The sequence below is a fragment of the Thermostichus sp. MS-CIW-25 genome (genome assembly GCF_054060015.1).
Genome location: NZ_JBSSCS010000002.1, coordinates 152580 through 178885 on the forward strand (window position 1 = coordinate 152580; position 26306 = coordinate 178885).

General features: G+C 58.8%; 21 protein-coding genes. 8 read left to right on the forward strand and 13 right to left on the reverse strand.

Features of this window, described 5'->3' with window-relative positions:
• The first annotated feature begins 105 nt into the window (after positions 1 to 105).
• The 3 genes from dnaJ to rsgA are packed head-to-tail and all read left to right on the forward strand — an operon-like array spanning position 106 to position 2581.
• Entirely contained in the window at positions 106 to 1290 is a 1185-nt protein-coding gene (gene dnaJ, locus ACVWZ1_RS01610) for a molecular chaperone DnaJ (protein ID WP_457502358.1), read from the forward strand.
• Positions 1287 to 1556 carry a sulfurtransferase TusA family protein gene (locus tag ACVWZ1_RS01615; RefSeq protein ID WP_414398404.1) on the forward strand — a complete coding sequence of 90 codons (270 nt, stop codon included), beginning with the start codon at positions 1287 to 1289 and terminating at the stop codon, positions 1554 to 1556. The genes dnaJ and ACVWZ1_RS01615 overlap by 4 nt, the downstream gene beginning before the upstream one ends.
• Positions 1553 to 2581 (forward strand): ribosome small subunit-dependent GTPase A, encoded by a 1029-nt coding sequence (gene rsgA / locus ACVWZ1_RS01620; RefSeq protein WP_457465402.1) that lies wholly within the window; start codon positions 1553 to 1555, stop codon positions 2579 to 2581. Before ACVWZ1_RS01615 ends, rsgA begins: the two co-directional genes overlap by 4 nt.
• 170 nt (positions 2582 to 2751) lie before the next feature.
• Here rsgA and ACVWZ1_RS01625 read toward each other — a convergent pair whose 3' ends face one another.
• The 5 genes from ACVWZ1_RS01625 to rpmH all read right to left on the reverse strand — a co-directional run bounded on the left by ACVWZ1_RS01625 (position 2752) and on the right by rpmH (position 8470).
• The gene (locus ACVWZ1_RS01625) at positions 2752 to 3333 is read right to left on the reverse strand and encodes a Uma2 family endonuclease (RefSeq protein WP_457465401.1); all 582 of its coding nucleotides are present in this window, start codon (positions 3331 to 3333) and stop codon (positions 2752 to 2754) included.
• A 185-nt stretch (positions 3334 to 3518) separates the two neighbouring features.
• A complete protein-coding gene (locus ACVWZ1_RS01630) occupies positions 3519 to 4100 on the reverse strand; it encodes a Uma2 family endonuclease (protein WP_011434474.1) in 582 nt (193 codons plus the stop codon).
• Positions 4101 to 4188: 88 nt separating this feature from the next.
• Complete coding sequence (gene smc, locus ACVWZ1_RS01635) at positions 4189 to 7749, reverse strand: chromosome segregation protein SMC (RefSeq protein ID WP_457465400.1); 3561 nt, start codon at positions 7747 to 7749, stop codon at positions 4189 to 4191.
• A gap of 83 nt (positions 7750 to 7832) precedes the next feature.
• Positions 7833 to 8234 carry a ribonuclease P protein component gene (gene rnpA, locus ACVWZ1_RS01640; protein WP_414355543.1) on the reverse strand — a complete coding sequence of 134 codons (402 nt, stop codon included), beginning with the start codon at positions 8232 to 8234 and terminating at the stop codon, positions 7833 to 7835.
• Positions 8235 to 8329: 95 nt separating this feature from the next.
• On the reverse strand, positions 8330 to 8470 hold the full coding sequence (gene rpmH, locus ACVWZ1_RS01645; protein WP_011434477.1) for a 50S ribosomal protein L34: 141 nt from the start codon (positions 8468 to 8470) through the stop codon (positions 8330 to 8332).
• Positions 8471 to 8696: 226 nt separating this feature from the next.
• Between rpmH and dnaA the strand changes: the two genes are divergently transcribed.
• Both dnaA and ACVWZ1_RS01655 read left to right on the forward strand, forming a co-directional pair.
• Entirely contained in the window at positions 8697 to 10100 is a 1404-nt protein-coding gene (gene dnaA / locus ACVWZ1_RS01650) for a chromosomal replication initiator protein DnaA (RefSeq protein WP_457465398.1), read from the forward strand.
• A 119-nt stretch (positions 10101 to 10219) separates the two neighbouring features.
• Entirely contained in the window at positions 10220 to 10939 is a 720-nt protein-coding gene (locus ACVWZ1_RS01655) for a hypothetical protein (protein WP_414350058.1), read from the forward strand.
• 125 nt (positions 10940 to 11064) lie between these two features.
• Here the strand turns inward: ACVWZ1_RS01655 and ACVWZ1_RS01660 are convergent, their stop codons facing one another.
• From ACVWZ1_RS01660 to ACVWZ1_RS01670, 3 genes are all read right to left on the reverse strand, one after another.
• Positions 11065 to 11886 carry a class I SAM-dependent methyltransferase gene (locus ACVWZ1_RS01660; RefSeq protein ID WP_457502359.1) on the reverse strand — a complete coding sequence of 274 codons (822 nt, stop codon included), beginning with the start codon at positions 11884 to 11886 and terminating at the stop codon, positions 11065 to 11067.
• Between the two features lie 109 nt (positions 11887 to 11995).
• Entirely contained in the window at positions 11996 to 13918 is a 1923-nt protein-coding gene (gene ftsH, locus ACVWZ1_RS01665; RefSeq protein WP_457502360.1) for an ATP-dependent zinc metalloprotease FtsH, read from the reverse strand.
• A 136-nt stretch (positions 13919 to 14054) separates the two neighbouring features.
• Positions 14055 to 14930: an SDR family NAD(P)-dependent oxidoreductase gene (locus ACVWZ1_RS01670; protein WP_457489920.1), complete on the reverse strand. Its 876-nt coding sequence runs from the start codon at positions 14928 to 14930 to the stop codon at positions 14055 to 14057.
• A gap of 230 nt (positions 14931 to 15160) precedes the next feature.
• Here ACVWZ1_RS01670 and ACVWZ1_RS01675 point away from each other — a divergent pair, with 230 nt between their 5' ends.
• The gene (locus ACVWZ1_RS01675; RefSeq protein WP_457502361.1) at positions 15161 to 15748 is read left to right on the forward strand and encodes a hypothetical protein; all 588 of its coding nucleotides are present in this window, start codon (positions 15161 to 15163) and stop codon (positions 15746 to 15748) included.
• 22 nt (positions 15749 to 15770) lie between these two features.
• On the opposite strand, the gene ACVWZ1_RS01680 is transcribed toward ACVWZ1_RS01675, so the two are convergent.
• Positions 15771 to 18296 carry a DNA gyrase/topoisomerase IV subunit A gene (locus tag ACVWZ1_RS01680; RefSeq protein ID WP_457502362.1) on the reverse strand — a complete coding sequence of 842 codons (2526 nt, stop codon included), beginning with the start codon at positions 18294 to 18296 and terminating at the stop codon, positions 15771 to 15773.
• 205 nt (positions 18297 to 18501) lie between these two features.
• Here ACVWZ1_RS01680 and ACVWZ1_RS01685 point away from each other — a divergent pair, with 205 nt between their 5' ends.
• Positions 18502 to 19905: a phosphoglucomutase/phosphomannomutase family protein gene (locus ACVWZ1_RS01685; protein ID WP_457502363.1), complete on the forward strand. Its 1404-nt coding sequence runs from the start codon at positions 18502 to 18504 to the stop codon at positions 19903 to 19905.
• A gap of 78 nt (positions 19906 to 19983) precedes the next feature.
• Here the strand turns inward: ACVWZ1_RS01685 and ACVWZ1_RS01690 are convergent, their stop codons facing one another.
• Both ACVWZ1_RS01690 and ACVWZ1_RS01695 read right to left on the reverse strand, forming a co-directional pair.
• Positions 19984 to 20727 (reverse strand): DUF7933 domain-containing protein, encoded by a 744-nt coding sequence (locus ACVWZ1_RS01690; protein WP_457502364.1) that lies wholly within the window; start codon positions 20725 to 20727, stop codon positions 19984 to 19986.
• A 378-nt stretch (positions 20728 to 21105) separates the two neighbouring features.
• Positions 21106 to 21732: a hypothetical protein gene (locus ACVWZ1_RS01695; protein ID WP_457502365.1), complete on the reverse strand. Its 627-nt coding sequence runs from the start codon at positions 21730 to 21732 to the stop codon at positions 21106 to 21108.
• Between the two features lie 322 nt (positions 21733 to 22054).
• Between ACVWZ1_RS01695 and ACVWZ1_RS01700 the strand changes: the two genes are divergently transcribed.
• Positions 22055 to 23461 (forward strand): hypothetical protein, encoded by a 1407-nt coding sequence (locus ACVWZ1_RS01700; protein WP_457502366.1) that lies wholly within the window; start codon positions 22055 to 22057, stop codon positions 23459 to 23461.
• 59 nt (positions 23462 to 23520) lie between these two features.
• On the opposite strand, the gene ACVWZ1_RS01705 is transcribed toward ACVWZ1_RS01700, so the two are convergent.
• Together ACVWZ1_RS01705 and ACVWZ1_RS01710 are read right to left on the reverse strand one after the other, a co-directional pair.
• A complete protein-coding gene (locus ACVWZ1_RS01705) occupies positions 23521 to 25077 on the reverse strand; it encodes a phytoene desaturase family protein (RefSeq protein ID WP_457502367.1) in 1557 nt (518 codons plus the stop codon).
• Positions 25078 to 25123: 46 nt separating this feature from the next.
• Positions 25124 to 26306: RNA-guided endonuclease InsQ/TnpB family protein (locus ACVWZ1_RS01710; RefSeq protein ID WP_457502368.1), on the reverse strand; the 1183-nt coding region annotated here is incomplete at its 5' end.

The window sequence follows — 26306 nt, forward strand, 5'->3', positions numbered from 1 at the left end:
CCCCAGCTCCGGTGCCTTGTAGGTCTGCTTCGGTTGTGCTGCCTGACAAGTTGCATCTCAAGTGTGTCTGATGTTTTGATCTTTAACCTCTTCTGAAGCGCTTCTATGGCTCGCGACTACTATGAAATCTTGGGAGTTAGCCGCGATAGCTCCAAAGAGGAGATCAAGCGCGCCTATCGACGGTTGGCTCGTAAGTACCACCCGGATGTCAACAAGGAGCCAGGCGCCGAGGAGCGCTTCAAAGAGATCAACCGTGCCTATGAGGTGCTCTCTGATAATGAGCTAAAAGCCCGCTACGATCGCTTTGGAGAAGCGGGTTTGAGTGGAGCTGCTGCGGCAGCAAGTGGATTCCAGGATTTTGCGGGGATGGGTGGCTTTGCCGACATTTTCGAGAGCTTTTTCACCAACTTTGCAGGGGCAGGAGCCAGCTATGCCCGCAGTCGCCAGGGGCCGGTACGGGGCGATGATCTGCGCTTTGACCTAAAACTGGAGTTTCTGGAAGCCATCTTCGGCGGCGAAAAGCAAATTCGCATCAGCCACCTGGAGGTCTGCAATGTCTGTGGGGGCAGCGGGGCCAAGCCCGGTACGGAGGTGAAAACTTGCCCCACCTGCGGGGGCAGTGGTCAGGTGCGGCGGGCAACCCGCACGCCGTTTGGCAACTTTACCCAGGTCTCGGTTTGTCCCACCTGTGGTGGCAGCGGTCAGGTGTTGGAAGAGCCCTGCTGCAACTGCAACGGCGAGGGCTTGGCCCAAACCACGAAGAAACTGCGCATCAACATCCCAGCCGGTGTAGACAGTGGCACCCGTTTGCGGGTTTCTGGGGAAGGCGATGCCGGTCGACGCGGTGGCCCGCCCGGGGATCTCTACGTCTACCTGTTTGTGGAGCCGGATCCCGACTTCCAGCGAGATGGCCTGACCATTCTCTCGGAGGTGCGGGTGAGCTATTTGCAGGCCATCTTGGGGGCCAAGGTCTCTGTGCCCACCGTGGACTCGAAAGCCGGCCTGGAGGAGGAGGTGGAGCTGACCATCCCAGCCGGATCCCAGCCGGGTACAGTGCTGACCCTGGAGGGCAAGGGGGTACCTCGCATTGGCAACCCGATGTCTCGGGGCGACCACCAAATCACCTTGGTGGTGGAGATCCCCACCCGCATCAGCTCAGAAGAGCGGGAATTGCTCATGCGCCTGGCTGAGCTGCACGGAGAACGCATCAACAAGCGGGATGGTTTCTTGGGCGGGTTGTTGCGGGGGCTGGCCCAGATGCCTGGCAACCGGGAGCGTGAGGAAGAATGACTGCAGAGGCTGTTTCGTCAGAAGAGGTCAAGCTTGTCCTTGACCAGCGCGGGATCCCTTGCCCACTCAACTACGTGCGGGCGAAGCTGCGCCTGGAGCGCATGGCTCCTGGAGAACTGCTGGAGCTATGGCTGGATGCGGGAGAACCTCTGGAGCAGGTGCCCAACAGTCTAGCCATGGCCGGGCATCGGATTGAGGGACAGGCAGCTTCCCCCGAAGGCCATTACATTCTCTGGGTGCGTCGCGGCACACCTGCGTCGCCATGAACCCGGTGAAACCGGAAGGAAAAGATTGTACCGGCTGGGTGCGCGCAGCGCAGGCCAACTTTTATCGCGTGCGGATCGATCCGAGTTTGGCCGCCCTTTTTCCCGAGATCCCGGCTCAGTTTCCGGCTCAAAAGCCCACCCCGGCAGAGATTCTCTGTACCTGTCGGGCCAAGCTGAAAAAAACGGGCCAGCAGGTGATGGTGGGGGACTGGGTGGAGGTGCACTTGCCGCCTGCTGCCGCCGACCTCTGGCCGGAGCGGGGGGTGATCGAGGCGATCCTGCCGCGGCGCACTCAACTGCCTCGACCTGCTATTGCCAACGCGACCCAAGTTCTGGTGGTGGTGGCCCTGGCCGAGCCCGACCCTGAGCCCAACGCCCTCAGTCGTCTGCTGGTGCAAGCCGAGGCCAGCCAACTGCGGGTTCAGGTGGTGTTGAACAAATGCGACTGCGTGGATCCAGAAGTGGCGACAACTTGGGTGGAGCGTCTGCAGAGGTGGGGATATGAGCCTCTGTTGGTCAGTGCCCACACCCAAGCTGGGATCCCCCAGTTGCAACAGTGCTGTCGAGATCAGATCTCGGTGGTGACAGGCCCTTCTGGGGTGGGCAAATCCAGCTTGCTCAATCGGCTGCTGCCGGAAGTTCGGCTGGCCACTCAGGCCGTCTCCAGACGTTTGGGCCATGGTCGGCACACCACCCGCCATGTGGAGCTGTTTCCTTTGCCGGAAGGCGGTTGGATCGCCGATTCGCCGGGATTCAATGCTGGCGAAGGGATCCCGCCGGTGCATCCTTTGCAGTTGATACGGTGCTTCCCCGAAGTAAGGGATCGCTTGGGCGCCTGTCAGTTTCGCGATTGCCTGCACCATCGAGAGCCGGGCTGTGGGCTCCGAGATCTGGATTGGGAACGACGGACTTTTTACTTGCAGCTTTTGCAAGAAGTCCAGCAGGTGCAAAAGGCAGCGGTGGGCCTTATCCAGCCTGGCCAAGATCCCAGTCTCGCCAGAATTGCGCGAAAGACCCCAATCTGAGGACTATAGTCATTCCAAACTAGATTGAGACACTCCTCAAGCATTCCGTGCAGCTTCTGCGACCACTCCCAGCCCCTCTTCCTTTGGGAGAGGGGAGTTAGGAACCAATACACAATACAACAGAAATGTTTCATTCCTGTCTAAAATGACTATAAAACGACCGTAGAATGTCAGGTGGACCAGATCTTGCGGATGGGCAAGGTGAAGCCCGGCAGCACGTCCTCTCCCGATAAGGTTTCCGGATCTTCGACCAATTGCGGCGCTTGCCCTTGTCGGTAGATCATCACCCGCTTGGCCTTGGGATCCAGCAGCCACCCCAGCCGGCAGCCGTTGTCCATGTATTCTTGCATCTTGGCCTGAGTTTGAATCCAAGAGTCGGTGGGCGAGAGGATCTCCACCACAAAATCGGGGCACAGGGGCAAAAATCCTTGACGGACTGAGGGATCCAAAGCTTCCCACTTTTCAATCGGGATCCAGGCCAAATCAGGGGAGCGGTCGCTGCCTGAAGGCAAGGAAAATCCGGTGGAAGAATCAAAGCTTTTCCCTCGGCCCGATTGCCGGTTCCAAACATAAACTTCCCCGGCAATTTCAAAGTTAAGATTGCCCGTTTCCCCACCGGTTGGAGACATGATGACCAATTCTCCTTGGGCAGTACGCTCCAGCTTCAGCTCAGGATTGGCGGCACAAAGCCGGATAAAATCTGCTCGGCTGAGGGTTATCAGGGGAGATAGATTCAGAGTCAGAGCAGCCATGGTAGTGTGACTCCGCCTGTTTTTGGCCTATCGCTCAACATTTTTACTGCAGCTGTTTCCAAGGTTGGGAGAGTTCTGCAATTGCGTGGGATCCCTGTCATGCAAGAGATCCATCAGAGTTGGCTGGGTTAAGGGTGTGGAAAAAAGCTGTATCAGGGATCGTAAATCCGTGAAAGCTACTCATATCAAGCCGACCAGATCTTGCGAATGGGCAAGGTGAAGCCCGGCAGCACGTCCTCTCCTGATAGGGTTTCCGGATCTTCGACCAATTCCGGCGCTTGCCCTTGTCGGTAGATCATCACCCGCTTGGCCTTGGGATCCAGCAGCCACCCCAGCCGGCAGCCGTTGTCCATGTATTCTTGCATCTTGGCCTGAGTTTGGATCCAAGAATCGGTGGGCGAGAGGATCTCCACCACAAAATCGGGGCACAAGGGCAAAAATCCTTGACGGACTGAGGGATCCAAAGCTTCCCACTTTTCAATCGGGATCCAGGCCAAATCAGGGGAGCGGTCGCTGCCTGAAGGCAAGGAAAATCCGGTGGAAGAATCGAAACTTTTCCCTCTGCCCGATTGCCGGTTCCAAAGAGTTAAGTCTGTGGTGATTTCGGCATTCCAGTGGCCGGTTTCCCCGCCGGTTGGAGACATGATAACCAATTCTCCTTGGGCAGTGCGCTCCAGCTTCAGGTCAGGATTGGCGGCACAAAGCCGAATAAAATCTGCTCGGCTCAGGGTTGTCAGGGGGGATAGATTCAGAGTCAGAGCAACCATGGCAGGCGTTTGGACACTCCTAAACCATTCTTAGAATGAGTCTAATGGGACCTCAGGATTTGCCCTCTGCTCTTAACCAAGCCACATCTTAACTGGGGTGAGGGGCGGGTTTGGTCAGGCCGATCACCTGAGTGTATGCACCGCGGGCCTGGGTTACACCAATGGTGTGCTCAGCTTTTTCGATCATGGGGCGGCGTAAACTGACCACCAAAAACTGCGCCTGACGAGATTGCTGCCAGATCATATTGGCCAATTTTTCCACATTGGCCCCGTCCAAAAACATATCTACTTCATCAAAGGCGTAAAAGCTGGAAGGGCGGAATCGCTGCAGAGCAAAAATAAAGCTGAGGGCTGTCAAGGATTTTTCTCCTCCCGACATGGCGCTGAGACGGCGCACCGGCTTACCTTTGGGGTGGGCCACCAAGGTTAGACCGCCCGCAAAGGGATCCTCTGGGTTTTCCAATTCCAAATGGCCATCCCCATCGGAAAGTTGGGCAAAGATGGTCTGAAAATGGCCGTTGACGGCATGAAAGGCATCCAAGAAGGCTTGCCGACGCAGGGTGGAAAAGTTCTCGATGCGCAGCAACAACTCGGTGCGCTCTTGGTGCAGGGTTTCCAGTTTGGCGCTGAGATCCCGCAGGCGAGCTTGGGTCTGTTCGTATTCGGCAATGGCCAGCATGTTTACCGGCTCCAGGGATCGCAATTGCTCTTCGATTTTGCGTTTTTGCCGCTGCAGCTCGTCTAAGGTCAGGGTGGCGGGCAAGTCGGGCAGCGGATCCGGCAGCTCTTGAACCACCGCTTGCAGTTGGGTTTGCAGTTGGGCCAGCAGAGCCTCTTTTTCCTGTTGTTGGGTGAGGGCGTTGTAGCGTTCCCACTCCAGGCGTTGGATTTGCTGTTGTTGAGCCCGCAATTGGAATTCTTGCCGATCCCGCTCTTGGCGCAGGTGGGCGAGGCGGGCCTCGATCTGGCTTATCTGTTGCCGTTGCTCGGCAAGGTGCTGCTGGATGTGACCAAGGGTGGCTTGGGCTTGGACGATCTGCTCCTGCAGATGGGCTTGGCGCTGTTCGCTCTCTTGCAGGCGCTCCTGGTGGTGCTGGATTTGGGCCTGTTTCAGGTGTTGTTGGCCGGAGTTCTCCTGCTGTTGCCGCTCCAGTTGGGCCAGTTGCTGCTGCAGCTCTGCCAAGCGACTTTCCTGCTGCTGCACCGTCTGCTGCAGTTGCTGCCAATGTTGGTTCACCGGGGATCCCTCCAGTTGGCTGAGCTTGAGGGTGAGATCGGCCAGGCGCTGTTGCAAGGGATCCCAACGCAGTTGAATCTGCTGGAGCCGCTGCTGGATCTGGTGGCTTTCGCTTTGCCTTTGCGCCAGGGATCCCTGCAGGTGTTGCAGGCGGGCCTGTTGCTTTTGGCAGTCGGCTTGGTGCCGCTCCAGATATTGCTGGGCTTGCAGGGCGTCTTGGCGAGCCAGGAGCAGGGCTTGGGCCAGTTGTTTTTCGCGGGCTTGGGCTGCTTGTAGGCGCAGGGTGAGGGCGGCCAGCAGTTCCTCCAGCTCGGCCAAGCGGGAGCGCAAGGCGGCCTCCTCGGAAGGTTCGCCGGCAGAAAAGTGGATCCCAGCTCGCTGGGGGGCGCTGCCGCCGGTCATGGCGCCCGAAGTTTCCAACAGCTCCCCTTCCAGAGTAACCATGCGGTGCTTGCCGATGTGGGGCTGGGCCAGCTCTAGGCTTTGGAAAACCAGGGTGGAGCCGAACACAAAGCCGAAAACATCCCGGTAGCGCTCTTCAAAACGCACCAAACGAATGGCGTAGTCGATCAGGCCGTCCAATTTCAGGGGGCTGGGGGGGCGGGTGGGCTGGAGCTTATTCAAGGGCAAAAAGGTGGCGCGTCCGGCTTTTTCCCGTTTCAAAAAGTTGACAGCGCTCACGGCCACGGTGTCATCCTCCACCACCACAAAGTGCAGCCGGTTGCCTGCTGCAACCTCCAGGGCCAGTTGATACTGGGGATCCACCTGCCCCAACTGGGCCACCAACCCCAAAACCCCCGGCAGACGGGCACTCAGGATGGCTTGGGTCGCCCGGGATCCCTGGGATTCTTGCAACACTTGGCGGCGGGTTTCCCATTTGTCCAGTTGCCGCTGCTTGGCGTGCAGCTCGACGGTGAGGCGCTCGTGGGTGGCGCGATCCAGCTCCAGGCCGGCCTGCAGTTGCGCCAGCTCTTGGGCCAAAGTTTGAACCTGAGCTTCCGACTGTCGGCAAGTGTGTTCCAGCTCGGCGGTGAGGGCCAGGTGGGATCCCAGCCACGCCTCGATCTGGGCAATCTCCGCCTGGATCTCTTGGCTTTGCCGTTCCAGTTGCCGTTGTCGCTCTTGCAGGCGAATTTGCTCCTGTTGGAGAGGCTCCTGTTCGGCGCGAAGTTCCTCAATGTGGCGGGTGAGGTAGCGCTGCTGTTTCACCCAGGCATCAGCGGATTGGGCTAGGGCGCGCAGCTGTTCGCGGCTCTGTTCCAAGCTAATTTGGGCTTTCTGAACCTGGGCCTGCAGGGATCCCTGGGCTTGGGCCAGTTGCTCCTGTTGGCTGTGCAGGTGTTCCAGCTCCGCCTGCAGATGCTGCTGTTGGGTTTGCCGCTCCTGATGTAGGCGCTGCGCTTGCTCGATCTCCTGCTGCCAGGCTGCGATCTGTTGGCTGACCTGTTGCCGCTGTGCTTCGGCGGCGGCAATCTGGGCTTGCAGGTGCAGGTATTCCTCCTCTCCAAGGGCGTGGATGCGGCTTTGCAACTCGGTCAGGGCGGCTTCGGCTTGCTGCAAATGCTCGCTCAAGGTCTGCACCTGAGCGGTGGCCTGCTCCTGAGCCTCCAGAAGCTGCTGAATGGCCGCCTGGGTTTCTTCCACTTGGGCCTGCAAATGCCGCCAAAGCAACACCTGTTGCTGCTGCTCCAGCGTTTGCAACTGCAGCCGCAGTTGCTGATAGTGTTGGGCCTTTTCGCTCTCTCTGAGCAGCCGCTCTCCTTGAGCTTGCCATTCTTGTTCGATGAGCCGAAAGCGCTCAATTTGTTCCCGTACCGCCTCCAGCTTGCTGTTGGCCTGGGCGATCTTGCGGTCGAAGGTGGCCACCCCCGCCAATTCGTCGATGATCTGCCGCCGTTCCTTGGGGTGCATGGAAATGATGCTGGTGACATCCCCCTGTAAAACGACGTTGTAGCCGTTGGGGTAGATGTGCATCGCCTCCAGTTGTTCGTGCAGCTCGCTCAGGGTACAGGGCACATCGTTGATGTAGAAAGTGCTGGTGTAGGGGAGAGAATCCGTCCCGCTATCGCGAGTGGGATCCTCAGCCTTTCCGGGCTTGACCCGCAGCCGGCGACTGACTTTCCATTCCCTGGGCTGACCATCTTCTCCCGGCCCCAGCTCAAAGGTGACAGAAACATGGGTTTCCACCTGCCGATTGCCGTTGAGGCTGCCGGAATGCACCAAATCCAAAAGCCTCTCTGCCCGCATCCCCCGCGAGGACGATAACCCCAGCGCAAACAGGATCCCATCCAGGATGTTAGACTTACCGGAGCCATTGGGGCCAGAAATAACCGTGAACCCCGGCAACAGAGGTATCGAGGTTGTGCTGCCAAACGACTTAAATCGGGTCAGCTCAATCCGCTTGACGTACATGACACCCCATATCTAGCGTGACCACCGGCAGATGATGGCAACAGGCTAGCATGGGTAGCAAAAACCTGTGCAGCTCAAGTTTCTTAGGACGGCTTGGCATCTGAGTCTGCACCTGTTGAGTCTACATCTGTGCCGACGAGCAGATCGGCCTTTTGTAAAAGACGATGCACCTCTGCCCTCAGCTCCGGCCATCGGTAGGTCAGCAGGTTTGCCTTGGAGATGAACAGCAGCCGGTAGCCGGGTTTCAGGTTTGGGCACAGGGGGCGCAAGATTTCTCGCAACTGGCGGCGCAGCCGATTCCGCTTTACGGCAGATTTGCTCACCTTTCTGCCGATCACCAGTCCCACCTGGCTGGGGATCCCTTCGCACCCTGCGGGCATCGGCTGAAACAGCAGGGTCAAGCCTGCACCGGAACGACGTTGGCCTCCCTGGTAGAGCGCCTGAAAAGCTCGTCGATCCCGCAATCGATGAGGAGCCGGCAACATTGGGCACCGAGGAGAGTCTGCCCCAGAAGTCAGCGAGTTTTGGGCTGCAACGCTCCAAAAATCCCAGATTAGGATCCAATATCCAACCAAAGGGCTTAGGAAACCGCCAGGCGATAACGCCCCTTGGCCCGCCGTCGCCGCAAGACCTGCCGCCCGGTTGCAGTTCGCATTCTGGCCCGAAACCCAGAGACGCGAATGCGTCTGCGATTGGTGCCACGAAGGGTACGCTGAGTCATGGTGAGAAGCCAACCAATGAAGCCAAGATCATCTGCCAGAGCTGACCAGACTGCCATTCAGCCTGCTGGCAACTGATCACAGGTGGTTAATCTTAGCAGACTCAATGGAAAATTGCTAGATTGGCCACCCCGCGCCGAGCAGTTAAATTGGGAATCCCGAAGCTCCTGTCGAGGAAGCCGCCGCTGTTTCCTCTGGGCTTCTGCTGTGTCGCTCTGAGTGTGTGGTGTGGATATTTCCCTGGATCAGCTCTGGGATGAAGCCCTGTGTCATCTGCAGGTGCAGCTCAGCCGTCCAACCTTCGAGGCTTGGATCAAAACGGCGCGGGCTGAATCGTTGGTGGACAACCGCCTCACCATCTGTACCCCCAGCGAATGGGCACGGGGCTGGCTGCAAAAGCACTACGCTTCCACCATCACCGAGGTGGTGCAGCGGGTAGCCGGGATCCCTTTGCAGGTGGAGTTTTCCGTTTCCCCCCACGCTTCTGTCGAGGCAGAACCCCCTTCAAGGGCGATTTCCCCAACATCGGGCAGAGCCGGCAGCTTACCTGCCTCCACCACCCTAGGACTGGAAGTCGGCGGCAGCCTGCCCATGCGGGCGCCGGATCTCAACCCCAAGTATTCCTTCTCGCGGTTTGTGGTTGGCCCCAACAACCGCATGGCTCACGCTGCAGCTCTGGCTGTGGCCGACAAGCCTGGGCGCGCCTACAACCCCCTGTTTCTCTGCGGTGGGGTGGGTCTGGGCAAAACCCACCTGATGCAGGCCATTGGCCACTACCAACTGGAGGCCAATTCACGCGCCAAGGTCTTCTACGTGTCCACCGAACGGTTTACCAACGATTTAATCGATGCCATCCGGCGAGACAGCATGCAGTCTTTCCGGGAGCACTATCGGGATGTGGATATTTTATTGGTGGATGACGTTCAATTTATCGAAGGCAAAGAGTACACCCAAGAGGAGTTTTTTCACACCTTTAATACGCTGCACGAGTCCGGCAAACAGATCGTACTGGCCGCCGACCGCTCTCCTCATCTGATCCCGCGTCTGCAGGAGCGGCTTTGTTCTCGTTTCTCCATGGGTTTGATTGCGGAAATTCAATCGCCCGATATCGAAACCCGCATGGCCATTCTCAAGAAGAAAGCCGAGTACGAGGGAATGAACTTGCCCGCCGACGTGATCGAGTACATTGCCACCACCTACACCAGCAACATCCGCGAGCTGGAAGGCGCCCTGATCCGCGCCGTCGCCTATGTTTCCATTTCCGGCTTGCCGATGAGCGTGGAGACGATTCAGCCCATCCTCAATCCCCCCAGCGAGCCGAAAGAGATCACCGCCGACATGATTACCGATGTGGTCTGTGAAGAATTCGGCATCGACCGAGAAAGTTTACTGGGATCCTCCCGCAAGCGTGACATCAGCCAAGCACGGCAAATTGCCATGTTTTTGATGCGCCACTACACCAACCTCAGCTTGCCCAAAATTGGCGATTACTTTGGGGGAAAAGATCACACCACCGTTCTCTATAGCTGTGAGAAAGTCAGTCAGCTACAGCGGGAAAGTCTGCAGTTTGAACGGCAACTGCAAAAATTGGTCGAGCGCTTGCGGGTGGTTGCCAACAGCCGGAACAGCTAGGCTTTCTGTTGTCGTTGAGCCGTCTTTGAGGTGTTGTTGCCGCCCTTTGGCTCTGCCCGTCTGCGTGGAGAATCTCTCGGAAAGCAGCTACAGTAGGGACGCGATGCATGGGGTTGCAGGTGGTGAGACAGTCTGGCAAAGGGCTTCGCCTGGGTATGCTGCTCCTCTGGGCTGGACTGGTGCCTGAGCGGCCGGTTTGGGCCAATTCCCAGCAAGCCCCTATTCCAGATCCGGTGCCGGCCACCCTCTCAGCCGCTTTGGATTTGGGCTTGGATGACCGAATTTTAGAAGACAGCCCCGTGTTGCGCCGCTGGCTGCAAAACCCGCCCAATCTCCTGGAAGAAATCCGCAACACGCCCGTCTTGCCCACCCGCTTGCAGGCCGGCTTTGAGTCCTCTTCGCACTGGCGAATCAGCCTGCAGGATTTGCGCCTGGGAGATCGCCTCACCCTCAGTGGTGACTATCGCCAATCTTCCGAACATCCCGAAGTGCGCCAGTACGGGTCGGAGATGCGCTACTTTCTGGCCCCCCTGGGATCCCCTTTTAATCTGGCGCCACAACTGGGGTATCGGGCTTTGGAACAAAAAAACCGCAGCCTCAGCGGAGTTAGCTATGGGGCTTTTGCCGTTTTGGCCTTGGCTCCCGGAGCTGCAGATTTGACCGGTAGCTACAGTTGGGTTGCCCCCCAGGAGCCGGAAGAAGGACAGGCCACCCTGGCGGAGATCACCGCTGCCTATGCCATTAGCCCTTCTTTTCGTCTTTCTGCTCGCTATAGCCTGCGCAACTCGACCTTGGATCGGGAGTTTAGCTTTGGCGTTGGGCTGGAGTGGATCCCATAGAGTGCGCCCTCACTCCTAGTCTCTCTCTTGGTGGAAGAGGGGAGCCAGGGATCGGCATGACTTGGATTGGGGTAATGGCTCCGACATCGACTCGATGGCCACTGCACAACTTAACCCGGCCAAGATCAGAGGCGCACCGCCCGCACAAAGGCCACCCAACCCAAGCTGAGATAACGCTCCAACTGCAGCCCCACCTGTTGAAGGTGCTCGCGCAACTGGGTTTCTGAGAAAAAATGAAGGCCGGTGGCTTCCAGCCATTGCTGCACCATCTGCCCCCATCCCTGGACCTGCTGGCTGTGCATCGAGACAAAGGCTCCTCCCGGTCTCAACACACGGGCAATTTCCCGCAAACAGGGATCCAAAGGCAATTCGTTCAAGGTGGCCCCGCTGATCACCGCCCCAAAAGTTCCAGAGGCGAGGGGAAGCTGTTCAGCCCGAGCCCGCATCAGGCTGTAGTGCTGCCAGTGGGGCTGCGCTTGTTGAGCGGCTTCCGCCAATACTCCTGCTGCATTGTCCAGGCCGATCACCGTCCGTTGTGGATCCTTGGCCAGGAGCAAGCGGCTCCAGTACCCCCCGGCAGTGCCCAAATCCAAGATGGGATCCCCCTCCCCCACCAACTCGGCCAGCAGTTGACCCTCCCGCTCGCTGCCAAAGCTCTCCCCCGTCAGCAGCGACAGGGCCCAGGGCCGCCAGAGGCGATCGTAGCCCCAGGCAAACCCAGGCAGATGGGCAATGGCTTGGGCCGGCGTGAGATGCAGGTCCGATGAGCTGCCGATAAAATCCACAGCCCCAGAAGCGGTGATGGGGTAAATTTGGCCACAACTGGGACAATAAACCCGATCTGCCACGGATCCCTGTTCCCGCCCTGGTGATTGGGTCAACCCTTCCCGACCGCAGCTCAGGCAGCGATAAAGGTGAACCGGCAAAGCAGAGAGAGAAGAGCGCATGAGATAACCCGACGCAACAGAAAACCCGCTAAAAAAAGGGCAGTTGCCGGGATCCAGCCCCAACAACCACCCTCCCAAGTCGTCTATCCGGCGATGGAGATGGGATCCCTTAGACCAGCTTTGGACTCCGTCCCGCTTCCGCAAGTGGACTGGGCAGGCCGACCTTCTCCGGGATGGGCACATACTCTGAGACAATCGCCCGGAATTCGTCGCCATCCAGGGTTTCCCGTTCCACCAAGGTATCGGCCAATCGATCCAGCAGAGGGCGGTGCTCCAGCAAAATCTGCTTGGCTTTCTGGTAACAGCTCTCCAGGATCTGCCGCACCTGGCGGTCGATCTTGGCGGCCACATCCTCCGAGTACTCGACGCGGTTCATCCAGCCGCCGCCCAAGAATACCTCGTTGTTGGGGGGATCCAACATCAAGGGCCCCAGCTCGGACATGCCAAAGCGGGTCACCATCTGCCGCACCAGATTCGTGTTCTGCTGTAGGTCGTTGCTGGCTCCGGTGGTCACTTCGGAGTAGCCGAAGACGATCTCTTCAGCCGCCCGACCGCCAAAGCCCACCACCACCCGATCCAGCAGCCAAGCGCGGCTGTACATGCCGGAGTCGATCTGCTCCTCGTTGGGCAGTTGCTGGGCAAAGCCACCTGCGCCGCCGGAACGGGGGATGATGGTCACCTTGTTCAAGGGATCCGCGTGGGGCAAAAGTGTCATCAACAGGGCATGGCCACACTCGTGGTAGGCGATCAGGCGCTTGCTCTTGCCGTCCAGAAGCGGCGGCTTGGTCAGGCCAATGGTGATGCGGTCAATGGCGTCCTCAATGTCTTGGTTGGTGATGGCCATGCGCTGACGGCGGGCCGCCAAAATGGCCGCTTCATTGAGCAGGTTGGCCAGATCCGCACCGGCAAAGCCAGGGGTACGGCGGGCAATCGCCTCCAGGCTGACCTCTTCCGCCAGCTTCTTGTTGCGGGCATGCACCCGCAAGATCTCGTAGCGCCCCTTGAAACTGGGCCGATCCACCGTAACCTGGCGGTCGAAGCGGCCCGGACGCAAGAGAGCCGCATCCAACACATCAGGGCGGTTGGTGGCGGCAATCACGATAATGCCGGTGTTGCCCTCAAAGCCGTCCATCTCGGTGAGCAACTGGTTCAGGGTTTGCTCGCGTTCGTCGTTGCCCCCGCCAATGCCGGCCCCCCGCTGCCGGCCCACCGCGTCAATCTCGTCGATGAAGACGATGCAGGGCGCATTCTCCTTGGCCTTCTTGAAGAGATCCCGTACGCGAGAGGCACCCACCCCGACAAACATTTCCACAAACTCAGAGCCGGACAGGCTAAAGAAAGGCACTCCTGCCTCGCCGGCAATGGCCTTGGCCAGAAGGGTTTTGCCCGTCCCCGGCGGCCCCACCAACAACACACCCTTGGGGATCTTGGCCCCCACCGCTGTGAAGCGCTCCGGCTTCTTCAGGAAGGTGACCACCTCTTGCAATTCTTCTTTGGCCTCTTCGATGCCGGCCACATCGTCGAACTTAACGCCGGTTTTGGCTTCCATCTGAAAGCGGGCCCGCGATTTGCCGAAGTTCATTGCCTGCCCAGGGCCGCCCGCTCCAGCACCGGCACGCCGCAGGAAAAAGAACAACCCCCCCAACAGCAACAGCGGGATCACCAGGTTGCCCAGAAGCGCCCAAAAGGCGCTGCCATTGCGGGTGGGTACCACTGCCACTTCGATCCCCTGCTCGGTGAGGCGGTTCACCAGTTGCGGTACGGTGTTGGGCAGCAGGTTCACTCGGTAGCGGGTGGAATGCTGGGTCTGGGGATCCACAGCCGTAACTTCAGCTACCAGATTGTTGTCCGTGAGGCGCACATCCGTAACCCGCCCCTCCTCGACGTAGCGCAAAAAGCGATCGTAGGTGAGGGCCGAGGCCAAAGCTGCATGGGCGGGTGCAGGCTGCAGCACCAGGCCGGATCCCTGCCAGAGACAAAAGCCCAGCAGGAGGGCGATCAGCCAGCGCTGGGGAGATAGAGGCTTGTTCATAGGGAAGAGAACGCTCGGTTATTAAAAGTCCTTTAACAAACTTAACCTGTCCCTCCTGGAAGGCACAACCCTACCCCCGCAAGGATGAGCTCCTGAGGGATCCCTGCCCCATCCGATGCCCGCCACCAGCCTGCAGTTAGGCCGAGCCGGGGGATCCCAGACCATCCAGCCCATAGACGCGCCGCCACATAGAGTCGGCCAGAGAGGCCGGCAGCAGCCGCATCAGCCCCAACGCCACCTTGCCCCCTGTGAAAGCAGTGTAGCGGTCGGAAGGGTGAGGATCGGTCATCGCCCTCAGGATCGGCTCCACCACCTTCTCCACCGGCCAGGCCATTTTGCTGAACGAGCTGGCCAGATCGGCGGTCTTGTCCAAGATCGCCTTGTAGGGGCCGTTGGGGTTGACAACAGCGGCAAAGGTTTCTTCCGCCACGCGGCCAAACTCGGTGGCCACCGGCCCCGGCTCGATCAAGATAACCTTGATGCCGAAGGGGGCCACCTCCACCCGCAACGCATCGCTGAGGGCCTCCACAGCAAACTTGGTGGCGCTGTAAACGCCACTGAAGGGCATGGACAGCTGGCCGGCCACCGAGCTGAGGTTGAGGATGCGGCCACTGCCCCGTTCCCGCATTTGGGGCAAGAGGGCACGGGTGAGAGCATGCAGGCCAAACACATTCACCTCAAACTGGCGCCGCATGGCCGCCACATCCACCTCTTCCACCGGCCCCATCTGGCCATAGCCGGCGTTGTTCACCAGGATATCCACCCGGCCAAAGTGATCCAGAGCCTTTTGGGCCAGCGCCTCCACCTGGGCCGTATCGGCCATGTCGGTGGGCACCACCAGCGCCTCCGCTCCCCGACTCTCCACCAAGTCTTTGACGTTTCGCAGCAGCCCTTCCCGGCGGGCCGCCAGCACCAAGCGAGCCCCGCGTTTGGCCGCCTCCAGAGCGACGGCTTCCCCAATTCCAGCAGAGGCGCCGGTAATCAGCACCACCTGATTGGCAAGTGAAGGCATGGTTTCTTTGATCCAAACTCTCCACCATCCTAGAAGAACGACTGGGATCCCTGGAGAGGGGCAGCTCCGTCTTCCGAACTTCTGGATTCGGCATCCGCTATCATGGCTACATTGGGTAAACCCAGAAAACAGCCGGGACAAAGCCCGATAGACAGGTCTCTGCTTGGGCTGAAGTCCTATGGTGCTTTGATTGATTTAAAGTAGAGAGTTGTGTATAGGGTGCAGCGACTGTGAAGTACTTCTGCAGACGAATTGGCCGAGGTCGATCTCTGTCGCCGGAAGAGCGTTGGGTTGTTACTGAGGTTCGATTGGCTCAATTGCTCAGGGCAGCGGAAGCCAACTTGCGGGCCAATTCTGAGTTGCGCCAACAGCAGCAGGAGCAGCAAAAGCAACTGGAAGCCGAGCGCCGCCACAGCGAAGCCCTGAGAGACTCGACCGCCGATTTGCGCACCAGCGTAATGGAGCTGCGGGAAGGACAGGCTCTTTGGCAGAACCAGGTGGACGAGCTGCGCTCCTGTCTGCGGGAGTTGCTCAAGGAACAAAGTGAACTGGTGCAGATTGTTGCCCAGCAGCAGCACATCCTGAAGGATTGTCAGGAAGTCATCCGCGCCATGCTGGAGCAAATGCGAGATGACCACCGAGACTTCCGCTCTGCCATCAGCATCTTGCTGGAGGAGCTGTACCAAACCGTGCGCTGTTTGGTTATCAGGTCAGGTGGCACCCTACCCAAGCCCGTTCGCCATCCCGAAGTGCCGGAGACGGATCCCGGCTCCCCGCCGACCGATTCGGCCTCGCCTGGGGAAGGCTCTCCGTCCTAGGGATCTTCTGCTCCCCCAAGAGCTATCCCACATCGCCTTCCGGCAGCCACTGTGGACAAAACAGGCGCAACTCCCTGACCCGCTCCCCTTTGACCAGGAGGGATCCGTCCCCGGATCGGCTTTGCAGCGGGATGTCAGCAGGGGAGAAGGAGTACATCCGTTCAGACTCCGTGAGCACATCCAGTTGCAGATGGGAAGGCCTCTCCAGCTCGGGGGGGAGACCCACCAAGCCCACCAGCACATCCCCTCGGTCGGAGAAGTGAAAGGCCGGCGCGCCCACCGGACTCCGCTCCAAGATGGGGATCTCCTCCAGAGACAAGCGCTTCAGATAGCCCGACCGGCTGGCCAGAACCAGGATCCCTTGCGGGGGCAGCAGCGCCATACCAACTATTCGCTCGGCGCGCCCCAAACGCAGGGCCGGCGATCCCATAGCCGCCCGACCCATCAGGGGAATCTGTTGGACATCCAACCGCAGCACCCGCCCGCCAGAGGTGGCCAGAACAACGCTGTAGCCTTGGCAGCCGGGATCCCAAAGGGCTGCCCAGCCCAGCTCATCTCCCTCCTTTAGTTTGAGGACGGTGGATCCCCGTTGGGTAAGGCCCATCAACTCTGCCAGGGCCAGCCGCTTGATCCGCCCCTGCCGGCTGAGCACCACCAAACTTGCCTTGCCCGGATCCGGAGCCAACGTGAAGGTGGCAACCATCGGCTCGGGGTTGGGGAGAAGGGTAACCAGAGGCACCCCCCGTGAGGACCCAGTGCTGAGGGGGATCCCTGCGATGGGCACGGTAAAAGCCTTGCCGCCAGCGGTGAGCACCAAGATTTCCTGCTCCAGCGTGACGCATTCCAGGCCGACCAGCACATCTTCCCCCAGTTCCCGTTGCGCCGGGTTGCTGCGGGAGCGACGGCTAGGCAGAGGCAGGCGGCGCACATAGCCCTTGCGGGTGAATTGCAGCAAGAAGTGGGTCTCTTCCGTCTCTTCGCCGCTGGGGATTTGGGCCACTTCCGCTTCCAGCTCCGAGGCCGAGAGGATCTGGGTGCGCCGGGGATCCCCGAAGGTTTTCTTCAAGTGGCGCAGCTCTTTTTTCAAATGATTCAAGAGCTTGCGGCGGTCGCTGAGGAGCCCCTGCAGTTCTTCGATGCGGGTCTGCAACTGGGCGTGTTCCTGGTGCAGCCGTTCCCGCTCCAATCCCGTCAGGCGACGCAGAGGCATGGCCAAAATCGTCTCTGCCTGCTGGGGGGTACAGCCCAGGCGAGTTTGCAATTGGGCTTTGGCCGTGGTGCCATCGGGCGCTTGCCGCAGCAGCTCGATCACCCCCTGCAGATCCGCCAACGCCAGCAACATTCCTGCCACCTCTTCCGCCTTGCGCTGCACCTGCTGCAACTCGGCACGGAACATCCGGTTGAGGGTGGCCTCGCGAAATTGCAAGAAGTGTTGCAGGATGTCCTTGAGGCTGAGCTGCCGCGGTTCCCCGTTCACCAAAGCCAGCAGGATGGCTCCAAAGTTGCTTTGCAAAGGGGTGAGCTTGTACAACTGCTGCAAAACCGCCTGCGGGTTGGCTTCTCGCTTGAGCTCCACCACCACGCGAATGCCGCTGCGATCCGACTCATCCCGCAGATCGGCAATGTCGCTGAGGCGGCCCTGGCTGGCCAACTCCGCCACCTTCTCGATCCAAGCGGCTTTGTTCACCTGGTAGGGAAATTCAGTGATCACCAGAGCAGGCCGCCGGTGGCGTCCTTTGCCCGGCTGGATCTCCTCAAATCGGGCTACCCCCCGCAGGGTGATGGAACCGCGCCCGGTGAGGTAGGCTTCGCGGATCCCTTGGGTGTCTAAGATTTGGCCGCCGGTGGGAAAATCCGGCCCTGGGATCCACCGCAACAGTTCCTCAGGGCTGAGGTCGGGATGGTCGATCAAAGCCAACAGGCCATCCACCACTTCCCCCAGGTTGTGGGGTGGGATATTGGTGGCCATGCCCACGGCAATGCCGGAAGAGCCGTTGAGCAGCAAAATGGGCAAGCGGGCCGGGAGAACGGTGGGCTCCGCCTGGGATCCGTCGAAATTGGGCATGAAATCGACGATCTCTTCCGACACCTGCTCCAGAAGCGCTGTGTGGCTCAGCTCCGCCAGCCGGCACTCCGTGTAGCGCATAGCCGCTGGCGGGTCATCATCCACAGAGCCGAAGTTGCCGTGTCCCGCCACCAGGGGATAGCGGCTGGAAAAGTCTTGTGCCATGCGCACCAGCGCGTCATAAACTGCCTGATCCCCGTGGGGGTGATATTTCCCCAGCACATCCCCCACCACCCGTGCGCATTTGCGGTAGGGGCGATCCGGCGTCAGGCCCAGCTCGTGCATGGCGTAGAGGATGCGGCGGTGTACCGGCTTGAGGCCATCCCGCACATCCGGCAAGGCCCGCCCCACGATCACGCTCATGGCGTATTCCAGGTAGGAGCGCTGCATCTCCCCCTGCAAATCGGTTACAATCACCCGACCCAGACGGGATCCCCCACCCGAGCCAAATCCCAGTCCGTCGAGAGTCAGTTGCTGAGTCATGGCACAAAGGAGCGGAACGCTTTCCAGGTTACCGAAAAAACGCCGTAAAGCCCTGCCCTTGAGGGCAGGGGGGTATGTCAATCTAGCCGCTTCTGCGGGCCCCGCGAGAGGGATCCCATCTCGATAGGAGTTGAGAGCAGACCGAACCCCGCAACTCCCGCCTCGTGCTATGACTTGAAGCGGCAGCACCCACCGCAACACCACTATGGCCGATACCCCGATCCGTTTTGGCACCGACGGCTGGCGAGCCGTGATTGCCGATGCCTTTACTTTCCAAAACTTGACCGTTGCAGCCCAGGCCAGCGCCCAAGTGTTGGCCCGCACCTACCCCGGCGAAGGGATCCTGGTCGGCTACGACAACCGCTTTCTTTCGGAACGCTTTGCCGCCCACGTTGCTGAGGTGGTGGCCCGCCTGGGGATCCCAGTTTACCTCTCCACCTGTGTGGCCCCAACGCCGGCCTTTAGCTGGGGTGCCAAGGAGCGGGGCTGCCACGGCGCTTTGGTGATCACCGCCAGCCACAACCCCCCCCACTATTCCGGCCTTAAGGTCAAGGGGGGATTCGGTGGCTCCGTGCCGCCGGAAGTTACCGCCGCCATCGAGCAGGATATGCGCCACCTGCAACCTCTGGGATCCCACAAGGCCCCCATCCACACCTGGGATCCCTGGCCCGGCTACCTGGCTCAGCTCAGCCGCTTTGTGGATCTGGAAAAGCTCAAAGGATCCCCGGCCAAGATTTGGGTGGATGTCATGTTTGGCTCTGGCGCTGGCGGCCTCAAGCGCCTCTTGGGGGAGAAGGTCATTGAGTTGCAGGCGCATCGGGATCCCTTGTTTGGGGGATTTCCCCCCGAGCCCTTGCCGCAAAACCTGCAGGCTTCTGCTCAGATCATCGCGGCGGATCCCGCCCCCTTGAAAATGGGTTTGGTCTTTGATGGAGATGCCGACCGCATTGCCGCCCTGGATGGGCAGGGCCATTTCCTCAGCCCCCAGATCCTCATTCCTATCTTGATCGACCACTTGGCGGAGCGACGCGGCTTACGGGGCGAGATTGTCAAAACCATCAGCGGCTCTGAGCTGTTTGTTAAAGTTGCACAGCACTACGGCCTACCGGTTACGGAAATGCCGGTGGGCTTCAAGTACATTGCCGAGCGCATGATGAGCACCCAGGTGCTGTTGGGCGGGGAAGAATCGGGCGGCATCGGCTACTTGGGCCACATTCCCGAGCGGGATGCCCTGCTTTCGGCCCTGTATCTCATCGAAGCGGTTACGGAAACCGGCCAAGATCTCAGCACCATCTACCGGGCTTTGCAGGAACGGGAAGGGTTCACCTCTGTTTACCTGCGCCGCGATCTCCACCTCGCGGATCAAAATCAACAAACTGAGTTATTCAAACGGCTACAGATGGATCCCCCGGCTGAGATTTTGGGGCAGAAAGTGATCAAGCATTTCGACAAAGACGGCCACAAATTTACCCTTGCCGACGGCAGTTGGGTGATGATTCGCGGCAGCGGCACCGAGCCTTTGCTGCGGCTGTACTCAGAAGCGAAAGACCTAGAAGCAGTGAACGCCCTCCTGGATTGGGCAGCCGGCTTGATCAGCCAGGTTGATTGAGGTTGATGCGGATCCCTTGCGTGGTGGCCGCATCCTAACCCTGTGTTTTTGGATTCTCCTCAAACCCACAGCCGCGGGCTAGAAGAAGGTCACACTCACAGGCGGCGCTATCACTGGGGCTGCCTCGTTGCTGGTGAGTGTGGTAGCAGGATTGATGTACGTATTTGCTGTGCTAGAAATAACGTTCACTGAAATCGTGCAGGTAGTGCCAACAGGCAGAGTTCCATTCGAGAAAGTAATAGACGTTCCACCCACAGCCACGTTAAGTACACCACCGCAAGTATTGGTCGAAAAGGGAGGACTAGCAATAACGAGCCCAGTAGGTAAGATGTCTGTAAAGGCAAGGCCGGTCAGAGGGGTAGCCGTGTTGTTGGTGATGGTAAAGGTCAAAGGTACAGGAGTATTAATTGCAAAAGATGTACCTGGAAATGCTTTAGTGAAAACCGGAAAAGTTGGACCCACCACGAGAGTTACAGTCCCACTTTGCGCAGGGGGAGCTTGGGCGCTGGTGAGAGTTACAGGGGGATTGACGTAAGTGCCTAGAGTCCCAGCAACAACCTGAACAGTCACTGCACAAGTTGCATTGGCAGCCAGTTTTCCATCGCTCAGGGCAATTGAGGCTCCGCCTGGAGGCGCATCAGGTGTGCCGTCACAGGTATTGGTGATGTTAGGCGGAGTGTCAACAACTAACCCTGCAGGCAGGCTGTCTGCAAAGTTGAGGCCAGTCAGTTGGATCCCTGAGTTATTAACAATCGTGAAGATAACCGTTACAGTTACAGGGGCACCCACTGCTGAAGCAGGATTAAAGCTCTTAGTAAACATCGGGGCAGCCAAGGGGCCTGGGGGCAAGCCAATGATACTGGGAGAGGGGTTCGGGCTGGGCAGGGGAGGGATCGTCGGCGCCGACACAGGAGGGGGCACAAGAGGGCTGGGTTGACCTGGGGGAACAGATCCAATCGGAGGAGTGGATGGCAGCCCTACCCCCGTTCCTCCGGGTTCCGTATTTGGGTTTTGCACAGGGATGATTGGCCCTGGCAGCGAGCTGATTGGATTCCCCTCTTTAGTTTGTTGACAAGCTGTTAGCAAGCCCAAGCACAAGCAAGCCAAAACCCCAGCTACTTTTCCCGTTTTCATTCCCTCATCCTCCTGCCATTCAACTCTCTCGTGGCACAAACCCAAACAGCCTTACTCAGCTCCAGCTTAGGGGGCTTGGGCGTCCGCTTCCAGCCTCAGAGCTTGACCAAATGAATCTCGAATGACCACGATTACCAAAACCCTTTCTCCCGCAGCAACGTTGGTGTTGTAGGCGGCTAGATCCGCCGGGAAGGTGAAGCCGAGGGTGATCCCGTTTCGGTCGTCGTAGCTATTGCCTCTGCCTATCAGCGTATTTCTAAACTGCTCAATTGCCGTCGGCAAAAAGATGCTGGTAATATCCGTGCCGCGACTGATGTTAAAAAACTGAACCTCTACGCTCCTGATCACTCCTGGAGCAAATAAGCCGCTCAAGGTGATAGTTACAAAGGCGGATCCCACTGATGAAAGATTAAACCCCCCAGTTAGACTAGGCGGATCCGGAAGGTCGGGTTGAACCGGCGGCGGGGTGATGGGGGCAAAGTCCGGCCCTGGGCGGAAGGTGATAGGCGTGAGATTGGGGGCAATCGTGGGGGCAACGGCCACAGGAGGAGGCGTGGCACCGCTAGAAGCCAGTAGAGGCGGCACCCCGCTGGTGGTCTCGCTACTGCAGCCGGTAATTAGCGCAACCGAAGCACAGGTTGCCCAAAGAGAGAGGCCGCCACGGCCAAGGGCTGAGCCAAAACGTCGTCTCATCGAAAAATCTCCACTCACTCACACCACAGCAAACGTCTTAGGCAGCGTCCAGCGGGGATCCACCGAGCTTGCTCAAGTCTTATGCATCTGCACAATTTCAAGGGGGATGCCTGCTGTTAGTTCTACTGCATCCTAGAGCGTTGTCAAGCAAGCGGCAGAGCAAATGCAAGAAATTGTTCTGGAAATGGCCCATCCCCTAGATATGGGGTATCATAGCCTCGAGCAGGGGCGGCCAGCTTACCTGTAGCGTTAGGGGTTGGGTGCCTTCTCCCCATTTTGTGTGTGGATTTGCCCAGATTTAAGGTGTGTGAGGAAGTGCCGTATGAACTTCAAAGGTCGCTCGTTGGCGGTTTTGTGTGGAGTCTTGCTGCTAGGCGGCTGCGGAGAAGTTAATGAGTCTCCGACCTTGCCTGGGCCCGTCCAGGTGGATCCGGCTGCCTTTGTCTCGGCCCAAGAGTATCGCTTTACCCCCGGCTCGGTGCTGGAGACCACCAGCCTGCGGCTGGACTATGTCAATCCGAGGTTTGACAACGGGATCCCTGTGCGCACCAACCCCCTCCAAGGCAGCGGTGAAGCTCGCATCGCCAATGTTGAAGCCCGCATCTTGCCTGTGAACGAGATCCCAGCCAGTGACTTGACGATTGACTCAACTCTTCGCTCCAGCACCCTGGCCATCCAAATTGGGCGAACCACACCGCTGGTGAATCTCATTGCCTTTGGCCCCAACGACGGCAGACTATCTACGCAATTTAGTATCGCCGAGCTGGTTGCAATTTCGACAAACCCCAATGATCAGCGCATTCGAGTGAACACAACCTTTAGAGCCGCCAGGGAAGGTACTGTCTTGACTCTCACCGTGCGCCGAATCTTGGTGAATAGGAATGGCAACCAAGTTGTCCTAGAGGGAGATTCTTCTCTCATTGTCCGCACCACGGGGGTACTCTATGAAGATCCTGGCCCAGGTGGCAACCCGCCAGCAGGAAGCTTCGTGAACCCAACAGAAGGAGTATCTGCCATTCTCCAGACAGGTAGTTTCTCCGCCAGCTTTGTGGTGCGGCAGCGGGGGGTTGCGGGCGATGGCACTCCCGAGGACGCCTTGGCTCTCTTTGCCCGCCTGAACTTCCGGCCCAACCAGGCGGAGATTGTCTATCGTCCTGCCCAGGTGGGTACGCAGTCGGTGCTGTTTGCTCCGGATCCGACTCGGCCCAACATCTTGCCCAATCAGTTGGTGCGTATCCGGCGCCTGTTGAACGGCCGCGTACAGGCGGAGTTTGACCCAGCCAACGTCAGCACAGTCCTCAACTTTGTCCAGGTCAGCCCGCCGCCACGACCTTTCCCCACACCGATACCGCAATTGCCGGTTCCTGACCGTCCAGATGCTCCTACAGATGCTCCTACAGCCTTTGATTACTTTTTCTCATTACGAACTGAAAGGGAAGGAGGCGAGGATGCTCCAGTTGTTTTGCAGGGCATCGTGCCTGCAACGGGGGATTTCGTCTTCCGCACCTTGGCCGGAGCACAGTTATCAGGGCCGTTTAACCGGCTTGATATTGGTGGGGGAACACAAAGAGGAAATCTGAACCTTGTCTTCGATTCAACGACCTCTGCTGAGCGCATTTCCGGCCAGTGGTTCATAGAACAGGAGTTCCCTACTAACAACCTTGAAGCTAGAGAAGAGGCCATTTTGATCATCCGTGGGTTCTTTGAGGGAACTGAGGTGCGGCTGTAGCCCAGGCAACCCGTTTGATCCCAGAGCAGGGATCCGCTCTGGCTTGGCCTTTTCGTCGGTCAGAGCTTGGGTAGATCGCTGAGCACCACCTGTGCGCAGTTGTGGCCAGGGATCCCGGTCACTCCGCCTCCTGGGTGCGCTCCTGAACCGCAGAGGTAAAGGCCGGGGATGGGGGAGCGATAGTCGGCCAGGCCGGAGATGGGCCGCAGGTTGTAGCTTTGATCCGGCGTCATTTCCCCGTGAAAAATGCTGCCCCCCACAAGGCCGAAGCGGGCCTCCAGATCCACGGGCGACAACATCTGCCGTGCGATCACGGCGTTTTTAATGTTGGGGGCAAATTGGGCAATTTTGTCGATTACCAGATCGGCAAATTCTTCCCGCAGGCCATCGTTCCAGTCTCGCCCTTTGGGTTGGTAAGGCACAAACTGACAGAAACAGGAGAGGATGTGCTTACCTGGGGGAGCCATTGTCGGGTCGGTGGGGGATTGGCTGTAGATCTCGATAAACGGATCCCGGGAAGGGATCCCGTACTTGCAGTCATCCCAAGCCCGCTCCAGATAGGCCACCGAGGGAGCAATGTCTACCGTGGCGGAACTGACCACTTCTGGGGGCACTTCAGCAGGGGCCGCCGTGTAGCGGGGCAGTTCCTCCAGGGCCAAGTTGAGCTTGTACACCGGGCCTGAGGTGCGGTAGTGCCGTTCTAGCCGGTCACGCAAGTCTGGGGGCAAAGAGGAGCAGAGTCGCAAAAAGGTGATTTGGGGATGGGCATTGGAGAGAACCGCCCGCGCCCGCACGGTTTCCCCCGATTCGAGGATAACCCCAGCGGCCTGCCCACTCTCCATCAAGATCTCCGCCACTGGAGCAGACGTGCGGATCTCCACCCCTAAGTCCAGAGCTGCCTTGGCCATCGCTTGGGTAATGGATCCCATCCCACCGCGCACATAGCCCCAGACCCCACGCATGCCAATAGCCCGACCTACCGCATGGACCAGCCAGATGTAGGGCGTACCCGGAGTCATCGGCCCGGCAGAGGTGCCGATCAAAGATTGGGGAGCCATCGCCGCCTTGACTTGCTCCGACTCGAAGAACTCATCCAAGAGATCGGTGGTCGAGAGGAGCATGATGCGGCGGAAATCGTCTTCATACCCGGCGGCTGCAAAGCGATCCGCCAGTTGGCCCAGTGAAATCGGCGGCTGCATTAAGGTTGGCTCCACCACCTCGTTCACCCGATCCCAAAACTCCTCCCAGCGGTCGTAGGCTTCCGCATCTTTGCGGGAAAACTTGGCAATTTCCGCTTTGCTCTTGGCGCGGTTATCGGCATACAGAAAGAGGTGCTGCCCATCCGGGAAAGGCATGAAATAGGAAGGTTGCTTGGCATAGACCTCAAAGCCATAGTCCGGCAGGCGCAGATCGCGAATGATCTCCGGTCGCAGCAAACTACAGGAATAGGAAGCCACCGACACGCGAAAGCCCGGGTGAATTTCTTCTGTAATGGCAGCCCCACCAACGGTGTGATAGCGCTCCAGCACCAGCACTTTTTGCCCCGCTTTGGCCAAATAGCAAGCGCTCACCAGCCCGTTGTGCCCGGCCCCAATCACCACCGCGTCGTAGCTCATCAACAATCCTTCTGCAAATGCTTCCCCACCCACAATACTGATACATTTACGCTGAACACTGCTGAGCATTACTGCTCAACGGTGAAGCGATAGCATTCTGCCCGTTTCCGTTGTCGCTACGCGACGCTAACGCGACCGCGTTAGCGGGCCGGAGGCCGAACAGAAAGGCGGTATCCCGCAAAGCCCTGAGCATGACGCCCAGAGCGCCTTGCCAATCTCGTGGTAGCCTATGGCTGCACTTGGGGCATGTGAACACCTTTGCGCCACCCAACTTGGTGTGGATGTGCCCGCACTTGGTACAGGTTTTGCTGGTGTACGCTTCCGATACTTCCACGACAACCACGTTTTTCTTTTGGGCTTGAAATTTCAGGAACTGCTTGAACCGATAGTGCGCCCAGGTGAGCATCGCCCTTGCTGTCTTGCTACCAAACTTCCTCCCTGCCTTGGCAACCATCTTGGCTGACTCGAAAGTGGGGAGGAATATCAATCGGTAGTTATCCGTTAGGAACGCCGCTACCTTGCGATGGCACTCGTCCACCAAGTTCCTGATTCTCTCCCGCAGACAAAACGCCGCTTGCCGCATTCGCCTACGCTTGGGTCTCGGTGCTTTACTCAGCCTAGATTGCAGATCGTCTAGGTGGTAGCACAGCCGAACGATTCTGCCAAAGTCTCCCTTGGCGATATCTACAAAGCCCGCCCCATCAAACCCTGTAAGGAAGCTTCTTACTCCAGGATCAAGTGCGATCACCCCCCTTGCTAACGAACACTGCTCGTTCACGGGCTCGGGGAAGATGGCATACCATCTATCTTTCACCCGCATTAGCTTAGTCCCATAGGCACACTTTTGCGGCACCGCTTCTGACGCCGTAAACGACAAACCCTTCGTGAGCTTCGGATACCACCTGCCCTGACTGAAATTACTGTTGTTGAACTGCAAGGTGTGGGTCTTATCCCTCACACTGCGAAACCGAGCTTCCTTGCTTTGGCGAAACGCTTGCCATGCCTCCATGACGGCGTTCTGCTTAATGTGGCAGGGGGCTTCCTTCACCCACTGCGGCAAGTCCGATTGCAGGATAATATTCCGCAGCTTTTCTGGGGTTTTAGTAGTGCCATGCTGACGCTGATAGGCAATCCCTTGGTTGTAGCAGTACCGGCACGCCGCTTGCCACCGCTTCCAAACCTTAGCCAGCGCTGGCTCCGGATAAATCCGTATCTTTCTCGATTGCAGC

What these genes read in the sequence shown, in the direction of transcription:
- ACVWZ1_RS01630 (WP_011434474.1), bottom strand. Translation starts at nt 4,100, where the DNA reads ATGGTTGCTCTGACTCTGAATCTATCCCCCCTGACAACCCTGAGCCGA.
- dnaJ (WP_457502358.1), top strand. Translation starts at nt 106, where the DNA reads ATGGCTCGCGACTACTATGAAATCTTGGGAGTTAGCCGCGATAGCTCC.
- ACVWZ1_RS01705 (WP_457502367.1), bottom strand. Translation starts at nt 25,077, where the DNA reads ATGAGCTACGACGCGGTGGTGATTGGGGCCGGGCACAACGGGCTGGTG.
- smc (WP_457465400.1), bottom strand. Translation starts at nt 7,749, where the DNA reads ATGTACGTCAAGCGGATTGAGCTGACCCGATTTAAGTCGTTTGGCAGC.
- ACVWZ1_RS01670 (WP_457489920.1), bottom strand. Translation starts at nt 14,930, where the DNA reads ATGCCTTCACTTGCCAATCAGGTGGTGCTGATTACCGGCGCCTCTGCT.
- rnpA (WP_414355543.1), bottom strand. Translation starts at nt 8,234, where the DNA reads ATGTTGCCGGCTCCTCATCGATTGCGGGATCGACGAGCTTTTCAGGCG.
- ACVWZ1_RS01660 (WP_457502359.1), bottom strand. Translation starts at nt 11,886, where the DNA reads ATGCGCTCTTCTCTCTCTGCTTTGCCGGTTCACCTTTATCGCTGCCTG.
- ACVWZ1_RS01690 (WP_457502364.1), bottom strand. Translation starts at nt 20,727, where the DNA reads ATGTTTACTAAGAGCTTTAATCCTGCTTCAGCAGTGGGTGCCCCTGTA.
- ACVWZ1_RS01700 (WP_457502366.1), top strand. Translation starts at nt 22,055, where the DNA reads ATGAACTTCAAAGGTCGCTCGTTGGCGGTTTTGTGTGGAGTCTTGCTG.
- ACVWZ1_RS01695 (WP_457502365.1), bottom strand. Translation starts at nt 21,732, where the DNA reads ATGAGACGACGTTTTGGCTCAGCCCTTGGCCGTGGCGGCCTCTCTCTT.
- ACVWZ1_RS01615 (WP_414398404.1), top strand. Translation starts at nt 1,287, where the DNA reads ATGACTGCAGAGGCTGTTTCGTCAGAAGAGGTCAAGCTTGTCCTTGAC.
- ACVWZ1_RS01680 (WP_457502362.1), bottom strand. Translation starts at nt 18,296, where the DNA reads ATGACTCAGCAACTGACTCTCGACGGACTGGGATTTGGCTCGGGTGGG.
- ACVWZ1_RS01625 (WP_457465401.1), bottom strand. Translation starts at nt 3,333, where the DNA reads ATGGCTGCTCTGACTCTGAATCTATCTCCCCTGATAACCCTCAGCCGA.
- ACVWZ1_RS01685 (WP_457502363.1), top strand. Translation starts at nt 18,502, where the DNA reads ATGGCCGATACCCCGATCCGTTTTGGCACCGACGGCTGGCGAGCCGTG.
- rpmH (WP_011434477.1), bottom strand. Translation starts at nt 8,470, where the DNA reads ATGACTCAGCGTACCCTTCGTGGCACCAATCGCAGACGCATTCGCGTC.
- rsgA (WP_457465402.1), top strand. Translation starts at nt 1,553, where the DNA reads ATGAACCCGGTGAAACCGGAAGGAAAAGATTGTACCGGCTGGGTGCGC.
- ftsH (WP_457502360.1), bottom strand. Translation starts at nt 13,918, where the DNA reads ATGAACAAGCCTCTATCTCCCCAGCGCTGGCTGATCGCCCTCCTGCTG.